The sequence below is a fragment of the Streptomyces sp. CA-135486 genome, from assembly GCF_050936555.1.
Lineage (GTDB): Bacteria > Actinomycetota > Actinomycetes > Streptomycetales > Streptomycetaceae > Streptomyces.
Window position 1 is genome coordinate 3,792,426 of record NZ_JBNJMM010000001.1, and the last position, 20,531, is coordinate 3,812,956.

The window sequence follows — 20,531 nt, forward strand, 5'->3', positions numbered from 1 at the left end:
AGCCCCGCTCCAGCCCGAGTCACGGTCCGTGGTTACGTCCACGTCCGTGACTACGTTCTGGAACCGCGGCAGGCCGTAGGAATCGCATGACCGCCCATCTGGACAGGTCGGGATGGTCCGATCCCGCGGGAACGGCGGCGGTACGTCCTCGAGGACCAGTCGGCCGACCGTCGGCCGGCCCCGCGCGGGTTGACCGTCAAGCTCACGCCGATGAGACCTGGCAGACCGGCCGTTGCGGTTCACCGCCGCTGAGACGGCCGGACATTCGTCAGGTGCGGCGCAGCACCCGTCCCGCGCCGGCTGCGACCGTGGTCGCGAGGAGCCAGCCCGTGCCGATCAAAACCACGGCAGCCCACTGCAGGGCGCCGCCCGGGGCGTAGGAGCGTTCCTGGCCCAGGTCCACGAGGGGCAGCAGCAGGTCGAGGGTGTAGATCGCCGCCTGGAAGTGCGGAGCCTTGCCGTCCCCAACCACCGTCGGGGGCCATGCAGTGAACAGCGCTGTTCCCAGGGCCAGTAAGCCCAGCAGGAGTACCACTGCACGCATGGGGCGGTAGCCGTAGCCGACCGTCGCGTCCTGGAGGAGACTCCAGAGTCGGGCCGGGGGCGCCAGCGTGGGGCGCATGCTTCGGTGCTTTGCGACGAGTACGGAGCGGGCGTCGGCGTCCTGGCCCTGGCGTTGGCAGGTGGCGGCGAGCTGCTCGTAGGGCTGGGGGACGAAGCCGGCAGGGTCGCGGCCGAGCCAGGGCAGACGGGTGCGGGCCGGAAGGGCAGGCTGGACGCTCTCGTAGACGGCTCCGTCGAGGATGAGTCCGGCGGGCCAGGTGGCGGGATCGTCGCGCAGCATCCCGAATCTGCTCTGCCCCAGATCGATGATGCCCGGCGATGCCTCACGGGTGTGCAGCGAAAGCGTGGCCGCGGACGATCCGCGGCAGGACAGCGCCGTCGCGCCGGCGGGTACGTCGAGGGCTGCGTCGTCGAAGCAGAGGCGGCTGCGGACCGTGACACTGTTGAGGGAGATCCTGCCGTGCGCCGTGAATCCGTCGCACAGATGGAGCACGCCGCCGGTCTCGATTCCGTTGCCGCGCAAGGCGAGCCGACTGTCGTGAGCCGTCAGGTCCGCGCCCTCAAGAAGCACGGAACCGCCGACGCGGGCATCGCAGAGGTCGATCGTGCCGTGCGCGACGAGGCCGCCCCGGAGGTCGAGGTCGCCGCCGACGCGCAGACGGGCCGCGTTGAGCGCGAGACCCGAGTCGGAAGCGCTGTGGAACCGGGCGCCCCTGAGGACGACGCTACCCCGTACCGAGGTGTCCCGGAGGTCGACGGAACCGTGCACAGTCAGGCCGCCCCCGACCGACTCGATGTCGCCTCCGATCTCCGCGCACGCCAGGTGCAGTGTCTGCCGCTCGGGCACGTGAGGGGCGAGCGTGCTGTCGCCCAGCGCGACCGAGCCGCCCACCGAGGCCCCGTAGAGATTGACAATGCCGGTGCAGGTGAACCCCTGGCCCAGATACAGTCCGCCGCCCACGGTGAGTTCGGGTGCCTGAAGGTAGGCGCCCGAGCCGCTGATGTGCGCGCCGCCGAGCACCAGGACATCCTGTATCCGAGCGCTGTTGAGATAGACAGGCCCCGTGCACCGCAGGCCGGGGGCATAGAGGTCCTCACCCACGTCAACGGACTGTGCGTCGATCGCGGCTCGGCCGTCCGGCGGGCGTACCGACGTGTCCTTGAGGGACAGCCAGTTGCCGACGGTGAAGGAGCGCAGGTCCAGTGTGTCTGTGACCGTGCAGGCGACGATCTCGCATTCCTGGGTGATGCGGGTGCCGAGCGCGCTCAGCCCCGGTATCTCGCAGTCGGTGAGTTCCAGGGCTTCGAGCTGAGCGCCGTCGAGGCAAGGCATTTTGTCGAAACGGCACCCGTGCAGACGGACCGATCCAAGCACGGTGACCTCGGCGAGATCGACGTCTCCCGTCACGTGCGTGTCGCGCAGCCGGAGGCGGGCCTGGCAGCCGGGGTGGGGCGGAGGCGCGGAGATCAGCAGCCAGCGGAGGGTGTCACCGCCGACCTCGGGCGCGTCGTCGCACCACTCGCCGCGCCGGTACGCCTCCCACATCCGCCGTTCCTGCGGACTCCATCCGTCCGGCGGGTCGTGCTGCGTCACGGTTGCCTTCCCATCCCATGCTCCGCGACCGGTTGGCCGGAGCAGCTCTTGTTACCCCCAGGTTGCGGCGGTCATGCCTCGCGAGCGTGCGTCGGGGCGGCCATCGGCGGCTCCGTGACGGAGCGCTGGTGAGGAATGGGCAGTTCTCCCTGCTTCACGGCAATGGTCCGTGTCGGAGCGGGAACGCTGATGCCCTCGGCACGGTAGCGACGGTGCAGACGCTTGATGAACTCGTGCTTGATCCGGTACTGGTCACTGAACTCGCCGACCCCCAGGATCACGGTGAAGCTGATCCTTGAGTCGCCGAACGTGTGAAAACGAACGGCCGGTTCATGGTCGGGCAGGGCACCGGCGATGTCCGCCATCACGCTCTCGACGACCTCGGTGGTGACCCGCTCGACATGGTCCAAGTCGCTGTCGTAGCCGACTCCCACCTGGACGTTGAGCGTCATCTGCTGATCCGGCCGGTGGAAGTTGGTCATGTTGGTGCCGGACAGCTTTGTGTTGGGGATGATCACCAGGTTGTTGGAGAGCTGGCGCACCACGGTGTTGCGCCAGTTGATGTCGACGACGTAGCCCTCCTCGCCGCTGCTGAGCCGGATGTAGTCACCGGGCTGCACCGTTCTGGAAGCAAGGATGTGCACACCTGCGAAGAGGTTGGCCAGAGTGTCCTGCAAGGCCAGGGCGACTGCGAGACCTCCCACGCCCAGCGCGGTGAGCAGCGGGGCGATCGAGACGCCCAGGGTCTCCAGTACGACAAGGAAACCCATGGCCAGCACCACGACGCGCGTGATGTTCACGAATATGGTGGCCGACCCGGCGACACCGGACTTGGACTGCGCCACGGCCTGCACCAGCCCGGCGACGATCCTCGCGGCGGTGAGGGTCGCGGCCATGATGAGCACGGCGGTGAGCGTCATGGTGACGTTGCGTCCGACCCTGGCGGTCAGCGGCAGCACCGACGCCGCGACCGCAGCGCCGCCGGTGATCGCGGCCCAGGGGGCCAGCGCCCGCAGGGCGTGGACGATGACGTCGTCGCCGCTCCACCGGGTTCTGTCGGCCCGGACGGCGAGCCATTTCAGGATCACGTGCAGCAGCAGGGCGGCCGCGATGCCTGAGGCCACCGCGATTCCGGCGACGACCACGTCGTGCATGGTGAGGTCCCGGTTCACCGCGTCCCTCCCCATGCACGGGGAAGGGCGCCGGCGGCGGTGGTCGCCGCTGGGATCCGGATGTGATGTCTCGTCACCTTGCCACCTGTGCATTCTGGGAGTGCGGTTGTGCGGTCGCGTCGGTACGTACGGAGTCGACTCGGCGCGACCTGCCATCCTGCCGCACGCCGCAGACAGTGCTGCGGGCGGGCCCGCCTCTCGAGGCGTTCGTGAGCATGATCCGAGTGGGCTGGGCCAGGTCGGATTCTCTGTTCCGCCGGGTGTTCACCAACATGCTGATCCCCGGGGCGTCCGAGGAGCAGATGCGCTGGGTCGACGCGCTACAGCGGATGTCCACCTCGACGGAGAAGGCGGCCGCGCTGTGCGTCGAGCGTCCTCCGGGATCGCCGGTTCCCTGGCGCTGAGCGTACGTACTGTCGAACTGCAGCTGTCCAACGCCTACCTCACGCTCGGCGTCAGCGGTCCGCGGCGAGGTACGCGCCAGCACGGATGCCCCAAGGTCCTTCTCCCGGTGGACTCCGTGACCGACCACCACTCACCCGCCCGGCCGATAGGCTCCGAGACGCCTCCCGCACCTCCCCTCTATTCGCCGTTCTCCCCGTCTTCGTTCAGCAAGCTCATGACCATCTCGGTCAACTCCTGACCTGCTTGTTCGCAGAGCAGCACCGCGAACCGCTCGTCGCCCAATGCCTCACGACATGCCCCAAGTTGACGCAGGCAGGTCACTGCATGAGGCGACTGGAGGCGGACGAACACCATCAGCGCCTTTCCATGGAAAGACACCGCCTCTTCCCAGCTGCCTTCCTGCTGGGCGAGGTTGCCGAGCAGGAGGTGGCTGGTGGCGGCCCCGGTCTGGTCACCGAGGCGCTGGAAGGTGTCGAGGGAGTGCTGGTAGAGGCGTCGGGCCTGGTCGTAGTCACCCAGGTCGTGGGCGAGGTTGCCGAGCTGGCCGTAGCTGGTGGCGGCGCCGGCCTGGTTGCCGAGGCGCTGTTTGATGTCGAGGGAGTGCTGATACAGGCGTCGGGCTTCGTCGTGGTCACCCTGCTCTTGGGCGATCATGCCGAGCTGGTGGTAGCTGGTGGCGGCGCCGGCCTGGTTGCCGAGGCGCTGTTTGATGTCGAGGGAGTGCTGATACAGGCGTCGGGCCTGGTCATAGTCACCCTGCCGGTAGGCGAGGTTGCCGAGCTGGTGGTAGACGGTGGCGGTGCTGGCCTGGTTGCCGAGGTGCTGGAAGGTGTCGAGGGATTGCTGGTAGAGGCGTCGGGCCTGGTCATAGTCACCTTGCAGGTAGGCGATCATGCCGAGCTGGTGGTAGACGGTGGCGGTGCCGGCCTGGTCACCGAGGCGCTGGAAGGTGTCGAGGGATTGCTGGTAGAGGCGTCGGGCTTCGTCGTAGTCACCCTGGTCGTAGGCGAGGTTGCCGAGCTGGCCGTAGCTGCTGGCGGCGCCGGCCTGGTTGCCGAGGCGCTCTTCGATGTCGAGGGATTGCTGGTAGAGGCGTCGGGCTTCGTCGTAGTCACCCTGGTCTTGGGCGATGATGCCGAGCTGGTGGTAGCTGGTCGCGGTGCCGGACTGGTTGCCAAGGCGCTGGAAGGCCTCGAGGGAGTGCTCGTAGAGGCGTCGGGCTTCGTCGTAGTCACCCTGCAGGTAGGCGAGGTTGCCGAGTTCGAGGGTCCAGGCGGCGTGTCGGGGTGAGTCGGAGGGGAGCCATGCGAGGGTGGTGATGATGAGGGTGCGGGCGCGGTTCCATGCGCTACGGTCGCGCAGCGTGGCGAAGGCGCTTTCGGTGGCTTCGGCGGCTTGTTCGAGCTCGCCGGCCTGGAGCAGGTGGTGACGTGCTTCGAGGCCGTCGTGGATGTTCGCGTCCGGGTCCTGTGGCCATCTCGACACGCGCCACAGCCAGTAGGCGGCGGCGTTGCGGTGGGCCTGGCGGATGTCTTCGATGCCGAAGTCGCTGTGGGTGTGGCGGTGGAGTTCGGTGGCGGTCCAGCGGTGGACGAAGAACCGGCCGGTGCGCGGGTCGGTGTGGAGCAGGCCGGTGCCGGCACATTGGGCAATGAGCTGTTCCAGGCCGGCGGGCCGGGTGCGGGGTGGTGTGGGTAGTTGCCTCATCTGCACGAGATGGGGGGCGAGTTCCTGCTGCAGTCCGGTGGGCAGGGTCCCGGCGTCCACCGGTTGGTCGAGGGGGATGCCCGCTGCGGTGAGGATGTCGTTGATGCGCTGCCACGCGGCGGCGGTGTCGGGGGTGGTGGCGGCAGTGTCGTCAGGTGTGCCGGTCTGGAAGAGCAGGGCGTTGATGTCGATGGGCTCGCGGTAGACCGCTGCGCCGTTGAGGAGAGTGCGGGCTGCGGGGGACAGGCGGGCGGTAAGGCCGGGCAGCAGAACCTCGTCGGCGGCGAGTGTGGCCGTTTCGGCGAGGCGTACGTCCAGCCTTCCGCTGCCGGTCCCTTCCAGTTCGTTGTTTCCACGGTTTTCACCCGCTGTGTGCGCTGCGGTGGCGGTGCCGTTGGCTGGTGAGGGCGCGGGGGTGGCGGCTACGTGTCGTTGTCTGTTGCGGAGTGACTGGGCGAGGCGGTGGGTGACGTCGGGGTAGCGGGCGACGCGATTGTTCAAGAGGGCGTCGAGGTATTCCAGGGCACGGGGGTGGCCGCCGACCAGGTGCCAGACGCGGGTGAGTTCGGGTTCGGTGAGCCGGTCCAGGGCGGGGAGTGACCAGGCGAGTTTGAGGGTTTCGGCGTGGGTGAGGGGGCCGAGGTGTTCGAAGACGAGTGCGTCGTGGGCGTGGCCGGGCAGCAGGAACGGGAACCTGGAGGTGATCAGGAGTTTGCTGTCGCCGGGATCCAGGACCCAGGCCGCCAGGAGGCCGGCCAGATCAGGGTCGTTGATCCGCATCCCGCCAGGGTCGCTGTGTTCGTCCTGCCCTGTCGCGGTGGTGTACGAGGCTGCAGCGCGGGAGTCGGCGGTACCGGCTGCGGGGGTGACGCCGACTGTGGCGAGGTTGTCTTCGAAGTTGTCGAGGCTGACCAGAACGGGGATGTCGCCGATGGCCCTGCGCAGGCTTTTGAGGCGCTGCTGCCACGCCAGATCGCTGCGGCGGGCCTGGAGCAAGTACGCGTGCTGCTGCCGGGTCAGGACCGGACCTGACTCTTCTGTCCACCCCTGCAGCTGTCCTTGTGCGTGTGCCTGTCCCGGTCCGGGTGCTGCTGGTGGGTGGGAGAGGAACGGGTCGGTGACGGCGGTGAAGAAGTCGTCGGCGGAGATTTCTCCGGTGAGCCCGGTGTGGATCCATGCGGGGCGCAGGTGTTGCATGCGCAGAACGAGTTCGGCGGCGAGGGTCGTCTTACCGATGCCGCCGATGCCGTGGAGGACCAGGCCGGCGGTGGCGGGGGAGTCCAGGGTGCGGGGCCAGGCGCGTTGTTCGCGGCGGCGGCCGACGAAGTCTCCTTCCGGACGGACCACGAGGCCGTCCAGCCGCGGCCGTCCCTGAGCCGGGACACCCTCGCCCCCACTCTCGCGCTGGTCGCTCCCCGCGTTGTTGTCGGCAGTGTTCCCGGGCAGGAGAGGGAGAGTGCCGGCGGCGGCGAGGACGGTGAGGGTGGACCATTCCTCCAGAGCGGCGATTTTGTGTTCGCGGGCGTTGGGGGAGCGGGCGAGGTCGGTGTGGACGGTACGGCGGGCCTGGGCGACGGCCTGGATGAGGTCCGCGGTGGCGTGATCGGCAAGGGCGCTGTAGATGCGGGCGAAGACGCGCGTGGCGTAGATGTCGGTGATGGAGGTTTCGGTGGCGATCACGGCGGCGGCGCCGTGGGCGGCCAGCCCTGCGGCGAACGATGGTCGTTCACTGTCGCCGACGGCGGTGTGGCAGGCGGCCAGCGCGACGACGGAGGGCATCCGCCCCGCGGGAACGGCCTCGGTGATGAAGGTGTCGGCGTCCACCAGCCGGGACTGGCCCTCCTCGTCCTCCAGTTCCAGCTGTCCGGGATTGCCGTGGCCGGACAGGTGCAGGATGTGGAAACGCTCGCGTTCCAGCGCGGCGCGGATCGCAGCGGTGGTGGCGAACGGCACGATCCGCACCCGGGCCCTGCCCTGGCGCGCTGAGCGTACGGAGGCCAGGACGTTGCGCAGTTCGCGTTCGTAGTCCAGCGTTCCGCCGCCACTGTCCTCGGGCCCGGAGACCGCCACCAGGATCCGGAGCGGCCCCGGCAGGGCGGACGCGGCATGAGTCGGGGTTTTCCGGTACAGGGTGATCTGCGGGCGCAGGGCAAGCGGCAGGCCGGTGTCGGGGTCGGTGAGCATCTCCCACGGCAGCCGCCCGGTCGGTCCGTCGGCCCGCACAGCCAGCCGGACCGGCTTGTGCTCCCGCTCGGCCTGCCGCAGCACACCGGCCAGCACCTTGGCCACATCTCCGGTGACGAACGCGTCGGTCAGCAGTCGGCCGGCCCGGTGCACGGCGGCCGCCACCGACACCACCTGCGCGGTCCCGCGTCCGCGGTACACCGCCCCACCACCACCGGCTGCCAGGTGCACGTCCCCCGGGGCTTCCGCTGATGCCCTCAACCGGGCCCGGCGGACCTCGTCCAGCGCGGTGACCAGAGCGGGCCGGACTCCTTGATGCACGGCCAGAGCCGGCTGCGGACCCGCCCCGGTGAGCTGTACCTCGTCCGGGCCGATGTGCAAGGTCAGCTCGACACCGTCCGCCGGCAGCGTGGCGGCCGGTAACTCAACGGGGGTCAGGCCGTCCAGGAGGAGGGCGAGGTTTTCGGTCCGGGCGATCCAGATGCTGTGCTGGAGCCAGCCGTCCGCGCTGTTGTAGCGGGCGGACAGCACACCGATGACATAGTCGTCGCGGGCGCGGCGGACGGGTGCCCCGCTCATCCCGGGAAGAACATCCTGGGCCTTTGCCCGGCCCAGTGGCACCGCGTCGTCACGCACCGTCCCGCCCTCGCACGTTCCCCGCGCGTCCAGGAACCGGTAATCGTGTACGTCCTCGACCTCGGGCGCACCAGTGATCACCACCTCGGCGCCGCGCTGTTGGGCGTCGGTGCGGTCCCAGCCGGCCACCGACGCCGCCAGCACTTCCTGCGCACGGATCACCGCCAGGTCGTGCACGGCGTCGAGCGCCGCCACGGTTCCGCCGAAGGCGCTTCCGCCTGCCAGCGGGTCCACCGACACCTCCGCCTCCAGTTCGCCTGCCCCGATGCTGTCCAGGACGTGCCAGGCGGTGACCAACAGCCCGGGCGCGGCCTGAAAACACGTCCCGGCCGGTGCGCCGCCGGCGTCCAGGACCCTCCCCAGATATCCGGGGACCGGGACCGCCGGGACCGGACCGTGAGCGCTCACCTCATGCCCCCGCAGGACCCGAGGTGGTGCCGCTCGCTGAGTCGGCAGACGTCACGGGAGCGGCAGCAGTGGCCGGCTCCGTGGCGCCACGGTTGTAGGTGAGCTTCACCCGCAGCGTGGCCTCACCCGCTGAGCCGGCCACGATGACATTGCCCTGGGCGGAGAACTTCAGCCCGAACTCCACCTCCATCGCGTCCGGCCGTGCCGCTCGCTGCCCCGCCCTGTTGAGCACTGCGATCGTGGACGTGGCCACCTCCACGATCGCGGTCTGAGCCCGCACGAATGCCTCGCGCACACTGTCCGCCGCGTCACCCACCCGCGAGGTGGCCTGCGTGCCGCCTACTTGCACCGTCTCCACGAGGAGTTCGGTCTCCCCGACCTGAACCGTGATCGACCCACCAGCCATACGTCCCCCCACAAACAGCGCTGCACCTGATGACGAACAATCAGGACAACCCTTACCAGGCACACGGCCACCTCCGGCCGACAATCACACAATTGATGCCCGATTTAGCGAACCTCGTACCGGATGGAGCTTTTTGGGCAATGGGCGCATCGAGGTCTCTGCGCAGACGCAACCAGTCATGATCAGGGGTTGCGTCTCACGTTCCCGGCAGAGACTCTCTCCTTGGGGCGGCCGCGGTCGGGTTCACCCGGCGGCGCGGCTGACGCCCTCCCAACTGGCCCATACTTCTTTGCGCTGTTCGGCGCTCTCCTGGGCGACGTCGTACATCGCGCCGCCGAGGATCAGTCGCAGGGGTGGCTCGTCGCTGTCGACCAGCGTGAGCAGGGCTCTGGCCGCGTCGGCCGGATCGGCGTCCTCGGCGTCCTGCCACATTTCCGCGAGGGCGGAGTGCAGCGGCACGTATGCCTCGTGGGCGGGCGGGGTGCGCATGGCGGTGTAAAGACCGGTGGCGTACCCGCCAGGCTCGACGATGCTCACCTTGATGCCGAACGGCGCGACCTCCTGCGCCAACGCCTCGGTCATCCCTTCCAGCGCCCACTTGCTCGCGCTGTAGAGCCCGCTGGTGGCGAAGCCGATGACCCCGCCGACGCTGGAGATCTGCACAAGGCGGCCTCCTGACTGCCGGCGCAGGTGGGGGAGGACGGCCTGGGTGACCCAGAGCGCGCCGAAGAAGTTGGTCTCCAGCAATGCCCGGGCATCGGCCTCGGTGAACTCCTCGACGGCGCCTATGCCCATGATGCCCGCGTTGTTGACGACGACGTCCAGTCGCCCGAACGCGGCGGCAGCTTGCTGCACCGCCGCGAAGACCGCGGCGCGATCCGTGACGTCCAGCGGTAGGGCGACCAACCGGTCGGGATGCTCGGCGGCGAGGGCGGCGAGCGTCTCGGTCTGCCGGGCGGCCCCGACGACGCGATCGCCGGCGTCCAGGGCTGCCCGGGTGAAGGCGAGGCCCAAGCCGCTGGATGCGCCGGTGATGAACCAGACGCGGTCGACGGCAGCGGTGCTTCGGGTCATGTGGTTCTCCAATCAACGGTGCGAGATGCTCCGCCTCGCTTGCTTCGGGTCTGCGCCGGCCCTGGTCAGGGGGCTGTTGCGCGATGTCGCCGGGTCAGGCGCCGACGGGTGTCGTCCACTCGACGAGCTGGACGACGACGCCGTTGGGGTCGGTGACCTGGAAGAGCCGCTCGCCCCACGGCTCCTCGCGCAGCGGCATCGTGATGGGCGCCCCGGCCTTGCGCAGGCGCTCCTCGTGTTCGGCGATGCCGGTGACGGTGAACGCCACGATCAGGCCGGCCGCGCGCTGGTCGCGCTGTTCCGGGGGCAGGACCTCGATACCGCGTTGGAGCAGCACGAGGTCCACGGCGGCGTCCTCACGGGCGAGGGAGGCGAAGCCGTCCGCGGCCATGACCTGGTGGTAGCCGAAGTGGGCGGTGAAGAAGTCGCTGGAGGCGGCGACGTCGTCGACGGTCAGGGACACGGTGGAGGCGGTGATGTTGATGAGGAGCTCCCTCGGTGGCGGCAGTGTGCGGGCTGGTCGGGCAGGTGGAAGAGATCGTGGGGGCGGGGCTCAGGGGGTGCGGCGTGCACGGGAGTTGACGCGGGTCGGCTTGATCTCGCGGGCGGTCGTCGCCATGCCCCTGCGGGAACGCGCGGGGGTGGGGGCAGGGCCCGTCCCGCCGCGCCGGCCCGTGAGGAACGCGGCAACGGTGGCGGTCATCTCGGCGGGGGTGGCATCGGTGGTGCGGCGCATGCGGGGTCCCTCCCAGGACGGAAAACTTATGACGGACGTAAACTTATATCGAGGCTTCCTGTTCGTCAAGAGAAAACTTACTCCGGTGGTAAAGTTGCGCTCCATGAGCGCTGAACCCACGGGCCTCCGCGAGGCCAAAAAGCTGGAGACCCGGCAGCTGATCTCCGACCACGCCACCCGCCTGTTCATGCAGCAGGGCTTCGAGGCGACGACCATCGCCGAGATCGCCACCGCCGCCCGCGTCGCCAAGAAGACGGTCACCAACTACTTCGCCCGCAAGGAAGACCTCGCCCTCGACCACCACGAGGCATTCAGCAACAGCCTCGCCGCCACCGTCGCGGAGCGCGCCGACGGTGAATCCCCCCTCACCGCCCTGCGCCGCGCCTTCGATGCCGCGCTCGAAGCCCGCGACCCTGTCGCGGGCTTCGCCGGACCGGCCTTCTCCCGCATGATCGCCGACAGCCCCACTCTCACCGCCCGCCTGCGCGACCTCCACGACCTGCGCGAACACGCCCTCGCCCAGGCTCTCGCCACCGCCACAGACGCCGCCCCCGACGACATCGCTCCCCGCGCCGCCGCCGCCCAACTGGCCGCCGCCCACCGCCTCCTGTTCGCCCGCATCCAGGAACTCACCCTCGCCGGCCACGACAACGACCACATCGCAACCGCCCTCACCGCCGAAGCCGCCCACGTTTTCGACCAGCTCGAACCTGCACTCGGCACCTACGCCACCCGCTGACCCACCGCGGTCGGCCGGACCCCGGCCGGCGCCCACCGCCCACGGCAGGACGACCGACAGTGGTGAACAGGCCATCACCGCTCCCGGGCGTTTCCTCCTCGGCGCAGTTGGTTACCCGAGCCCGGTACGCCGGCTCGCCCCTCGTAGAGAGAGACCGGACAGACAACGACAGCTCGCTACCGAAAGGCCCTCATGCCCCTGACTCGCAGCTCCGGACTCCGCGCGTGGCAGCGCTGGCGCCGCGGCCCTGACCTCGATGTGCCCCTGGATACGACCGATGTCGAGGACGCCAACCGGCGGTTCCTGCTGTATGGGGTTCTCCCACTGTGGGTGGTCCCGGCAGTCGCCGACTGGTGGATGCACCGGCGCTCGCACATAGAGGACACCAGCGGCACCCGCGAATCGGCCGTGCACGCGTTGATGATGGCCGAAGCCGGAGTGCCCGTCGCGATGGGCCTGCTGGCCAAGGTCAATCCGCTGGTGCTCTCGGCCATGGGCGGCGCGGCGCTGGCCCATGGGGCAACTGCGCTCTATGACGTGAGTCTTGCCACCGGGGAGCGCGAAGTACGGCCCCTGGAACAGCACATCCACAGCTTCCTCGAGGTACTCCCGCTGTCGGCCATGGCCTTCACCGCGTGCCTGCACTCGGATCAGGTACGGGCTCTGGTGGCCGGTGGGCGAAGCCCCGAGGACTGGAGGCTTCTGCCCAAGGAGAACCCGTTGCCGGTCCGCTACTTGGCCGGTCTGGCCGCTGTCATCGGCCTGGGCGTAGCACTCCCGTACACCGAGGAGATGACCCGCTGTGTACGGGCCCGCCGCGCCGGGCGGAAGCGATGAGGGCGGCCCGGGAGAGCCGTCCGAACAACCCGCCTGGACGCGCCCTGCCTGCGCTGCGTGTGATCCCCATCGGGGCGCAGGGCCCCGAGGATGTGGCTGTCGACGACCTGGGGCGGGTGTACACGGGCGTTGCGGACGGCCGGATCCTGCGGCTCAGCGTGTTGGAGGACCGGCGCTCTCCTCTCGTGGAAGAGATGGCGAACACGGGTGGCAGGCCGCTCGGGCTCGAGTTGCTCCCCGACGGCCGGCTGCTGGCGTGCGACGCAGAACGCGGCCTTCTCCGTATCGATCTGAAGAATGGCACCGACGCGGCTGTCGAGGTCCTCGTCGACGCGGTGAACGGCTCTCCCTTGCGGTTCTGCAGCAACGCTGCGGCCGCCTCCGACGGCACGGTCTACTTCACCGTGTCGAGCCGGCGCTTCGGACTGCAGGACTGGCTCGGCGACATCCTGGAGCACCAGGGGACCGGGCAGTTGCTGCGGCTCCGTGCCGACGGGGGTGTCGAGGTGCTCCTGGACGGTCTGCAGTTTGCCAACGGGGTGGTGCTGGCGGTGGACGAATCGTTTGTGACGGTGGCGGAGACCGGTGCGTACCGGCTCGTCCGCCTGTGGCTTTCCGGGCCCCGGGCAGGCGAACGGGACATCCTTGTCGATGGGCTGCCCGGTTTCCCCGACAATCTCTCCCGCAGCGCTGACGGGTCGATCATCTGGATCGCGCTGGCCGGACCGCGCCAGGCTGCCCTGGACCTGCTGCATCGCTCGCCGCCGGCGGTCAGACACTTCGCGTGGCGCTTGGCGCGTCGGCTGAGGCCCCAACCGCAGGACGCCCCACGGGTGGTGGGCGTCGACATGCAGGGGCGTGTCCGGCACGATCTGGGCCGCCGGCGGGCCGGCTACAGGATGGTGACAAGCGTCTGCGAGCACGCCGGACGGCTGATTCTGGGCAGCCTTCATGAAGAGGCCGTCGCGCTGTGCGACCTGCCTGGCGGACCGCCTCGCGTGCAGAGCCTCTGAATCTTACGAGGACGCCGGAGCCAGCAGCCTGCGCGCTCCTGGACCCGGCGTACTTGTCCGCCTGCGGGACCGATCGCGGATACGTCAGCCCGGCCTTGCTCGGCATGTGCGTCTCGGCGGTCCAACTGCCCCCAAAGTTACCGGACTTGGCGCCGACGACGGTTTGACCCGGAGGTAGAGTCATCAGCCTGAGGCAACTCGGCGACCACAACGGAGCTCACAAGTGGAGTTGCAGTTGCGCAGCGTCAACAGATGGCAGACACCGCACCCTCGCTCCGGATCCGAGTACGACGCCTTCATCTCCTACAGCCACGCTGCCGACGGTCGGCTGGTCCCGGCGCTCCAACGCTGTCTGCACCGGCATTCATCCTGATGGCTTCGCCCGAGGCCGCGGCATCGCGATGGGTCCAGCGCGAAGTCCCGTACGGGCACACGCTCATGGTCAAGACCCCCAGCGGCGCCGCCTTCTGGGACACCGGCGATCTCCAGGAAGTGGTGGCCGACGCGCCCGCCCTGGCCTGCCGAGCCGCCTTCTCGGGCCTCACCCGCGCCGAGTGGCACCGCTACGTCCCCGGCCTGCCCTACCAGAAGGTGTGCTGATGGGTCGTCCAGTGCTCGCTCGGGAAGGCAGCGCTGTGCGGATCGGCAATCCACCGCTGCTGCCCGGCGCAAGGGCGACGACGGAAGCACGGTCTACGCGGGGCACGGCGTACTGCGTTTCGGGCACTGCGGGGTCCGTCCGCTCAATCTTTGTGACCCGGCCTCGGTGAGGCCACCGCCATGGCACAGTACAAAGGTGGATATCAGCATCACAGTTGACTCTGACCAGGGCGAAGCGGACCTTCGCTCCTTACAGCAGTGGCTCCTCCAGGAGCCTGGTCTGCGGCAGGCTCGTTTCACGCGCCCCGCGCCCGTTACCCGACCGGGCGAGATGGGAGCGGGCAGCGAGATTCTGCTGGCGTCATTGGGCGCGGGAGGTGCCGGGGCGGTCATGGCGAACTCCGTATCGGTGTGGCTGCAAAGCCGTGTGACGCAGGTCAAGGTACGGATCGAGGGTCCGCACGGAAGCGTGGAGGTGGAGGCCGGGAACGTCAGGGACCCCGCCGCCCTGATCACACGGGTCCTGGAGGAACGCCCCGACCCCGACAGCGGTTCATCCCTGGACAGGGGTCGTGAGGACGGTGGTTCGCCCCCTGACGGGGCGTCATGACCGAGCCCGCTGATCCACTGCTGTCCAAGGCGGTTCTGATCGGCAACAGCGCGTACGAGGAGCTGACGCCGCTGCCCGCTGTCGTCAACAACCTCACGGATCTCGGCGCGGCGCTCCGTGACCCGGAGAAATGGGGGCTGCCGCAGGAACACTGCGTCGTACTGCCCGACCGAAGAGACTCCGCCGATGTCAGCACTGTGCTGGCCCAGGTCGTGGAGGAGCCGCTGGACACCTTGCTCGTCTACTTCGCCGGGCACGGTCTGGTCGAGCCGACGACGGGTGAACTGGTCCTGGCCACTGGCAGGACAACCTCCGGGTTACCCCTCCTCACCGGGTTGAGATACCCGGACGTCCGGGACATCCTCAGGCGCCGCCGGGCCAGAAGACTGCTGCTCATCCTGGACTGCTGCTTCAGCGGGCGGGCAACCGGCGTCATGGCGGATCCCTCCTCGGTCGTCGTGGGGCAGCTGGAGATCGAGGGGGCGTATGTCCTGTCCGCGACAGGAGCCACGGTGCTGGGCAAGGCCCCCGAGGGCAATCGGCACACCGCGTTCACGGGCGGCCTGCTGGACGTCATCGGCAGCGGTGTCCCCAGCGGAAGGCCGTTTCTCACCCCCGGCGACCTCTTTGAGTACACCCAGAAGATCATGGCCGGTAATGGCTGGCCGCAACCGACGCAGAGCCACGAAAACAGGATTCGGGAGCTCGAGCTCATGCGAAATCCATGGACGGGCATGCGCGGATGGTTCTCGCAGCGTCGACGCCCCGCCGGGGGAGCAGGGGAGGACGCCTCGGATCTCGTCGTGGGGATCCATGTCGGCGTGAGCGCGGTGCGGCCCGTATTCGGCCCCGCAGGGCCCGATTCCCTCACTGAGCTCGAAGCGGCGATCGACACGGCCGACCGCCGCTGGCTGCCGGGGATGGAGTTGGTCCGTGACGTGATGACGGCCATGCGCCGGGACTACGGTGATGGGGCCGCGACCGCCGCGATCGTCGTGAGCGAACTGCTTTCCGGGATCCATGAGGTGGTGCGGGCGGGCGCCCGGTGGGAGGAGATCGCCGACCGCGCCGAGGAGGAGGCCGCCGCAGTTCTGCGGCGGCTGACCGGGCCGGCCCCGGACCGGGAAACGCTCTCCGTGGAAGAGCTGGCCGGAGCCGTGGCGACGGCCCTCGGGGACGTCCCGGAAAGAGCGCTGGTGATGGCGGCAGTCGCACGCGTGGGGGCGAATCGGGTCGAGATCGCCACCAGCACCCGGGCTGCCGCCGACCCCGAGCCGGGGCTGTCCTTCGTCAGTCGGCTCACTCTGGACACGTCGGTCCTGGTGCCGAACTCCTCCGCCCGTCCCGTGACCCTCCATGAGCCGTACGTTCTGGTCGCACCGGAAGGGGACCTCCCGGTCGAGGAGTTGCAGCGGATCGGCTGGCGGGAGCCGGGACCGCTCCTGATCATCGCGTCGCGTATCGACTCCTTCGCCATGAGCTCCCTGCACAGTCTGTTCGCGGGGACGGTGGTCGTGGTGCGCCCCGCGGGCGCCGCCACGGACTGGGATGCGCTGTGCACCAGGACCGGCCACGGCCTGCTGGCCGGCAGGCCGCTGGGCCGGGCCGACCGGGCGCTGGTCACCCCGTCCTCCACCACGGTCACCGGGCTTCCCGGGGCCGCACCACCCGACGGCGGGCGGGTCCAGGTTCACGCGGGTCCGGCTGGGGGAGCGGCGCACGCCGCAGCCGCACGGGCGCTCGCTGTGGCCCGCTCGGCGGCCCGCTCCGGTGTGCTGCCCGGAGGCGGGACCGGACTGTACCGCGCCGGGCGGGCACTCGGAGCGGATGCCGGTCTGTTCCGCGCCGCGCTGGCTTCCCCGTTGCGGCAGCTCGTCCGCAATGCGGGGCACGATGCCGACAAGGTGATGGCCCTGCTCGACGCCACGTCGGCCGATGCGTCTGCCGGGTTCGAGTACGGCAGCGGCTCGGTGACCGATCTGCGCGCCGCGGGAGTGCTGGATCCGGTGGCGACAGCGCGCGGAGTGGTGGAGAACGCGGTGGCCACGGTCTCCCGTTATGTGGCCGCCTTGTGATCCGTACTCCGGGTGTTGCACTTCGTGCAGAAGTTGCCCTCGCCGGACTGCGCGTGGCCGCACTGAGGGCAGAACCTCCGCGCCCCGATTGGTGACTGCGCACCGGCAGAACCTGGCGGACCCGCGAGTCGGGAAAGGCGGTTCAGGCTCAGTTCGGCCACCTTGATCGCCTCGTCGTCCAGCCCGGCCTGGTTGACAAGCCCCCAGACCTGGGTCAGCAGTACGGGCCAGGTGACCAGCATGGCGATCGCGAACGGTAGCGCTTGCTTGCCGAAGATCCCGACCCCCGCCCGGATCAGCGTTCCTGTCGGTTGCGGCAACATCTCGATCTTGAGCGCGGTTCGCAGGCCGACCGCCTTCTTGAACATGCCACCCTTGGTGATGCTGACTTCCAGTCCACCGTCCGGACCCACGATGCTGACGGTCTCGTAGCCCCGTTCCTGGAAGTGGGTGACGAGATCGGCGGCCACGGGCGCGAGGTCGGCAATCGTGACGGTGACGAGCTTCTCGCTGCTGAACGCGCTCATGAGCTTGCCCCCGCGGTCGCCTTGAGGTCCTTTCCGCAGCCCTGGCAGTACAGCCAGTCGGACCTGACCGGACGACCGCACCCGCCGCATGTCTCCGGATCAGTCCCGTCGATCCCGGCGGTGCCGGGGGCCTTCGCGATCGCCATGACCTGGCGGAACGTTTCCGAGTCCGCCCAACGCTGAATCTCCCGCAGCCGCATGGCCGGGTTCGGGTGGGTCGCCCCGTTGTCCAACTGGCGCAGGAGGAAACGGTCCAGCTTCGTCTCACCCATCGCCACGTCGAACTCGTCGGCCTGCGCCGCGAACGCCGCGTAGCTGATCTGCTCCTTCGGCAGCCACTTGGGTATCCCATGGAGGTGGAAGAGAGCCCGCTGGAGCTCCTCGGGACCGCCCATGAACGCCACCGCGGCCCGGTCGGCGGTGAGCTCGCTCTTGCGGTACCAGTCCAGCAGCGCCACCTTCAGCGGCTCCGAGAGCAGAGCGGCTACCATCCCGGCCTTGCCGCTCAGGGCTCCCATGCCGCTGAACACCGCCAGCGCCATCTGCCGGTAGAGCACGTGCTCGGCGAGGATATGGCCGCATTCGTGCGCCAGCACCGCCTGGATCTCGTCCTCGGGAAGGTCGAGGAACAGTTCGTTGTGGATCACGACACAGGTTCTGGAGTGCCCCATCGTCAGCGCGTTGGCCGGTCCGGGCATCAGATAGAGCTCGGGCTCCTCGATGCCGAAGGCCGTGCATATCGGCGGCAACAGGTTGTAGACGTCCGGAACCTGATGAGGGCCCAGCCGGATCGCGTTGGAGAGCAGCCGGGCACGGTCGCGGCGGTCCGCGATCATGCTGCGGTACTTTCTCGCCGCGGTCTGGAGCCCCGGGATCTTCTCCAATTGTTGACGGGCGGCGAGATCAAGGGGATGGAGAATGTCATGGGTGTCGAAGGTCGCGGTCGTCACGGCTCCCCCTCGTGGTGCAGGCTATTGCGCGGCCGACGCCCCGGGAGTCCCCCGTATGTGCCGGCCTGTGCGCATCGTGGCGTAGTGGGCCACACGGCCGAACGTGCTTCGCGGCGAATTACGCCTCCCCTACCACCGGATCAGCCTCTATCTGGTCGAGGGGTACGGCAAAGAGCTGACGGGAATTCACTACTCGCCACCCGCGTCCGCTTCCCCGAGGCCGACGACATCGTGTGTCGACTGGCCGCACCGCTACCTCCGGCGCACCGCAAGCGACGAACGCACCGTCCTGTGCGTGCTCACCCATGACGCCAAGTTCGATGTTCCTCTGCTGGAGACGGCCCTGCGGCTACCGGTCGTGTTCGTCGGCGCTATGGGCTCGCGCCGCACCCACGAGGACCGCAACCGGAGCCTGCGCGAAGTCGGCGTCACCGACCGCGAGTTGGCCCGCCTGCGCTCCCCGATCGGCCTCGACCTCGGCGCCCGCACCCCCGAGGAGCGCCCTGTCCATCGCGGCGGAGATCGTCGCGGCGCGCCGGGGCGGGACGGGGGTTCCGCTGACCGGTTCGGGACGCCCATTCACCATGATGTGGACGGGCGGGAGGAGGGCGAGGCCCGCTCCCGAACGGCGGCGTGACCGCAGCCGCAATTGGACGTGGCGTACACCGAGATTCCCGGCTACCGTCACCTCGACACGTTCCTCGGCCGGGGCGCCGCCCTCGTCGTGTTCGGGCACATCCCCGGCTTCCTCGGCGAGCGCCGGTGACGGCTTCCAAGGCGGTCGGCGGCAGTACCCGGCCATACCCGAACCACACTCCAGGAGGCCACGACCCATGCCGCACCTCGCTGTCGACGACGCAGCACTGACGTACGACGACGAGGGCACCCGCGACGGTGACGGCGTGCCCGTGGTGTTCATTCACGGCTGGACGGCCGACCGGCACCGCTGGGACCACCAGATGGCGCACTTCGCGCCGAAGCGGCGGGTCATACGGCTCGACCTGCGCGGGCACGGCGAGAGCAGCGGGTCGGGGGCGCGGACGATCGAGGAGCTGGCCGCGGACGTCCTCGCCCTCCTCGACCATCTGGAGGTCGACCGGTTCATTCCCGTCGGCCACTCCATGGGCGGGATGATCGCGCAGACCCTCGCCCTCGGCCATCCCGAGCGGGTCGAGCGCCTGGTGCTGGTGAACTCGATCAGCCGGATGACCTACAGCCGTGGGCGGGGCCTGCTGATGGCGGCATCCACGCTGGCGCCGTTCAAGCTGTTCGTCGCCGCCAACATCCAGCGGGCCTTTGCCCCCGGCTACCCGCGCGAGGAGATTCGCGAGTACATCCGGGCCTCCTGGGCAACGCCGCGGGAGGTGGTCATGACGTGCTACGCCGCCATGCGGTCCTTCGACGTCCTCGACCGGGTCGGCGAGATCCGCACGCCCACCCTGCTGGTGCACGGCTACCACGACATCCAGCTGCCCGTCGCGCAGATGCTGCGGATGGCGAAGGCCTACCCGGACGCGCTGGTCCGGATCGTGGATGCCGGCCACGAACTGCCGGTGGAGAAACCGGCGGAGCTGACCGCGGCGCTCGACGGGTTCGTGACCGACCGAGCATGAGGCGGTAGGCGGCCGAGTGGATCCTCTGCGGGTCTTCGTCACCCGTCCTCAGCGCTGTACTCGGTGAACCCACCCGGCGTGAGCCGTCATTCCTCATGAGCGGGACGACAGGTTGCCGCCTGGATCGATCTCTCGGTCCGTCCAGCGCTGTGCACGTTGTACGGTGACGAATCACCAACTGCAGACCGTCTCCGAGCACGAACAGCACGAACAGCACGAGCAACACGACGGCTTGCGCCGGGCGGAGCCCCTCGTTGTCTCGTTGGGGGCATGCTGGTGGCGGCGGACGGGGGTGGCGGGGCCATGGGGCGTGGGCAAGGTGCGTGGGTCGGCTCGGTGGTGGCGGGGACGGCCGCAGTGGTGGCGGCGGGACTGGGAACGGTGACCAACCCAGCCGCAACAACCTGGCCACGACCTTATTCCGGATGGGTGCGCCGACCGAGGCGATACGCCTGTTGCAACGTGTCCTCGACGACCGTGCCCGTGTGCTGGGCCTCGAGCACCCGCACACGCGGGCCAGCCGCGGCGAGCTGGAGACGGCGCTGGCTGCCTCGCGTGTTTCCCCACGGCGACACAACCGGTGGTGGCGCCTGCGCCGCAGGACTGCTCCCGCCGGTACCGGCCGATGAAGGCACTCCGACGGCACGCTTTGGGCGAGCCGAGGAGCGGGTGGCTCACGCC

The 20,531-nt window shown here is 69.3% G+C and carries 18 protein-coding genes and 1 pseudogene; 10 read left to right on the forward strand and 9 right to left on the reverse strand.

Translation table 11 applies throughout. The features are described from left to right. Window positions 1–268: 268 nt before the first annotated feature. Window positions 269–2,158 carry a hypothetical protein gene (locus ACQEVG_RS17110; protein ID WP_432983959.1) on the reverse strand — a complete coding sequence of 630 codons (1,890 nt, stop codon included), beginning with the start codon at window positions 2,156–2,158 and terminating at the stop codon, window positions 269–271. 71 nt (window positions 2,159–2,229) lie between these two features. Beyond that, the gene (locus ACQEVG_RS17115) at window positions 2,230–3,330 is read right to left on the reverse strand and encodes a mechanosensitive ion channel family protein (RefSeq protein WP_432983962.1); all 1,101 of its coding nucleotides are present in this window, start codon (window positions 3,328–3,330) and stop codon (window positions 2,230–2,232) included. Window positions 3,331–3,539: 209 nt separating this feature from the next. On the opposite strand from ACQEVG_RS17115, the gene ACQEVG_RS17120 reads away from it, so the two are divergent. Continuing rightward, a complete protein-coding gene (locus tag ACQEVG_RS17120) occupies window positions 3,540–3,734 on the forward strand; it encodes a hypothetical protein (RefSeq protein WP_432983965.1) in 195 nt (64 codons plus the stop codon). A 178-nt stretch (window positions 3,735–3,912) separates the two neighbouring features. Here the strand turns inward: ACQEVG_RS17120 and ACQEVG_RS17125 are convergent, their stop codons facing one another. The 5 genes from ACQEVG_RS17125 to ACQEVG_RS17145 all read right to left on the reverse strand — a co-directional run bounded on the left by ACQEVG_RS17125 (window position 3,913) and on the right by ACQEVG_RS17145 (window position 10,886). Then, window positions 3,913–8,670: a tetratricopeptide repeat protein gene (locus tag ACQEVG_RS17125; protein ID WP_432983968.1), complete on the reverse strand. Its 4,758-nt coding sequence runs from the start codon at window positions 8,668–8,670 to the stop codon at window positions 3,913–3,915. A 1-nt stretch (window position 8,671) separates the two neighbouring features. Next, window positions 8,672–9,076 (reverse strand): CU044_2847 family protein, encoded by a 405-nt coding sequence (locus ACQEVG_RS17130; protein WP_432983971.1) that lies wholly within the window; start codon window positions 9,074–9,076, stop codon window positions 8,672–8,674. A 243-nt stretch (window positions 9,077–9,319) separates the two neighbouring features. After that, window positions 9,320–10,150: an SDR family NAD(P)-dependent oxidoreductase gene (locus ACQEVG_RS17135; RefSeq protein ID WP_432983974.1), complete on the reverse strand. Its 831-nt coding sequence runs from the start codon at window positions 10,148–10,150 to the stop codon at window positions 9,320–9,322. A gap of 94 nt (window positions 10,151–10,244) precedes the next feature. Further along, entirely contained in the window at window positions 10,245–10,613 is a 369-nt protein-coding gene (locus ACQEVG_RS17140) for a VOC family protein (protein WP_432983977.1), read from the reverse strand. Window positions 10,614–10,703: 90 nt separating this feature from the next. Then, window positions 10,704–10,886, reverse strand: a complete 183-nt coding sequence (locus ACQEVG_RS17145) for a hypothetical protein (RefSeq protein WP_432983980.1) — start codon at window positions 10,884–10,886, stop codon at window positions 10,704–10,706. 103 nt (window positions 10,887–10,989) lie between these two features. Between ACQEVG_RS17145 and ACQEVG_RS17150 the strand changes: the two genes are divergently transcribed. From ACQEVG_RS17150 to ACQEVG_RS17175, 6 genes are all read left to right on the forward strand, one after another. Continuing rightward, window positions 10,990–11,625 carry a TetR/AcrR family transcriptional regulator gene (locus ACQEVG_RS17150; RefSeq protein WP_432983983.1) on the forward strand — a complete coding sequence of 212 codons (636 nt, stop codon included), beginning with the start codon at window positions 10,990–10,992 and terminating at the stop codon, window positions 11,623–11,625. A gap of 192 nt (window positions 11,626–11,817) precedes the next feature. Next, window positions 11,818–12,462 carry a diguanylate cyclase gene (locus ACQEVG_RS17155; RefSeq protein ID WP_432983986.1) on the forward strand — a complete coding sequence of 215 codons (645 nt, stop codon included), beginning with the start codon at window positions 11,818–11,820 and terminating at the stop codon, window positions 12,460–12,462. Further along, window positions 12,459–13,475: an SMP-30/gluconolactonase/LRE family protein gene (locus tag ACQEVG_RS17160; RefSeq protein ID WP_432983989.1), complete on the forward strand. Its 1,017-nt coding sequence runs from the start codon at window positions 12,459–12,461 to the stop codon at window positions 13,473–13,475. Before ACQEVG_RS17155 ends, ACQEVG_RS17160 begins: the two co-directional genes overlap by 4 nt. A gap of 372 nt (window positions 13,476–13,847) precedes the next feature. Beyond that, the gene (locus ACQEVG_RS17165; RefSeq protein WP_432983992.1) at window positions 13,848–14,075 is read left to right on the forward strand and encodes a hypothetical protein; all 228 of its coding nucleotides are present in this window, start codon (window positions 13,848–13,850) and stop codon (window positions 14,073–14,075) included. Between the two features lie 196 nt (window positions 14,076–14,271). Further along, on the forward strand, window positions 14,272–14,685 hold the full coding sequence (locus tag ACQEVG_RS17170; protein WP_432983995.1) for an effector-associated constant component EACC1: 414 nt from the start codon (window positions 14,272–14,274) through the stop codon (window positions 14,683–14,685). Further along, window positions 14,682–16,760: a caspase, EACC1-associated type gene (locus ACQEVG_RS17175; RefSeq protein WP_432983999.1), complete on the forward strand. Its 2,079-nt coding sequence runs from the start codon at window positions 14,682–14,684 to the stop codon at window positions 16,758–16,760. Before ACQEVG_RS17170 ends, ACQEVG_RS17175 begins: the two co-directional genes overlap by 4 nt. On the opposite strand, the gene ACQEVG_RS17180 is transcribed toward ACQEVG_RS17175, so the two are convergent. Together ACQEVG_RS17180 and ACQEVG_RS17185 are read right to left on the reverse strand one after the other, a co-directional pair. Further along, the gene (locus tag ACQEVG_RS17180) at window positions 16,742–17,287 is read right to left on the reverse strand and encodes a hypothetical protein (RefSeq protein ID WP_432984002.1); all 546 of its coding nucleotides are present in this window, start codon (window positions 17,285–17,287) and stop codon (window positions 16,742–16,744) included. The two genes, ACQEVG_RS17175 and ACQEVG_RS17180, sit on opposite strands and share 19 nt — an antisense overlap. After that, window positions 17,284–18,237 carry a M48 family metalloprotease gene (locus tag ACQEVG_RS17185; protein ID WP_432984005.1) on the reverse strand — a complete coding sequence of 318 codons (954 nt, stop codon included), beginning with the start codon at window positions 18,235–18,237 and terminating at the stop codon, window positions 17,284–17,286. The genes ACQEVG_RS17180 and ACQEVG_RS17185 overlap by 4 nt, the downstream gene beginning before the upstream one ends. A 195-nt stretch (window positions 18,238–18,432) precedes the next feature. Between ACQEVG_RS17185 and ACQEVG_RS17190 the strand changes: the two are divergent. The 3 genes and pseudogenes from ACQEVG_RS17190 to ACQEVG_RS17200 all read left to right on the forward strand — a co-directional run. Continuing rightward, a pseudogene (locus tag ACQEVG_RS17190) lies at window positions 18,433–18,874 on the forward strand (XdhC family protein); the annotation flags it as partial. Between the two features lie 196 nt (window positions 18,875–19,070). Continuing rightward, window positions 19,071–19,850, forward strand: coding sequence for an alpha/beta fold hydrolase (locus ACQEVG_RS17195; protein WP_432984008.1), 780 nt, complete (start codon window positions 19,071–19,073; stop codon window positions 19,848–19,850). 323 nt (window positions 19,851–20,173) lie between these two features. Next, complete coding sequence (locus tag ACQEVG_RS17200; RefSeq protein WP_432984011.1) at window positions 20,174–20,479, forward strand: tetratricopeptide repeat protein; 306 nt, start codon at window positions 20,174–20,176, stop codon at window positions 20,477–20,479. Window positions 20,480–20,531: the final 52 nt, after the last annotated feature.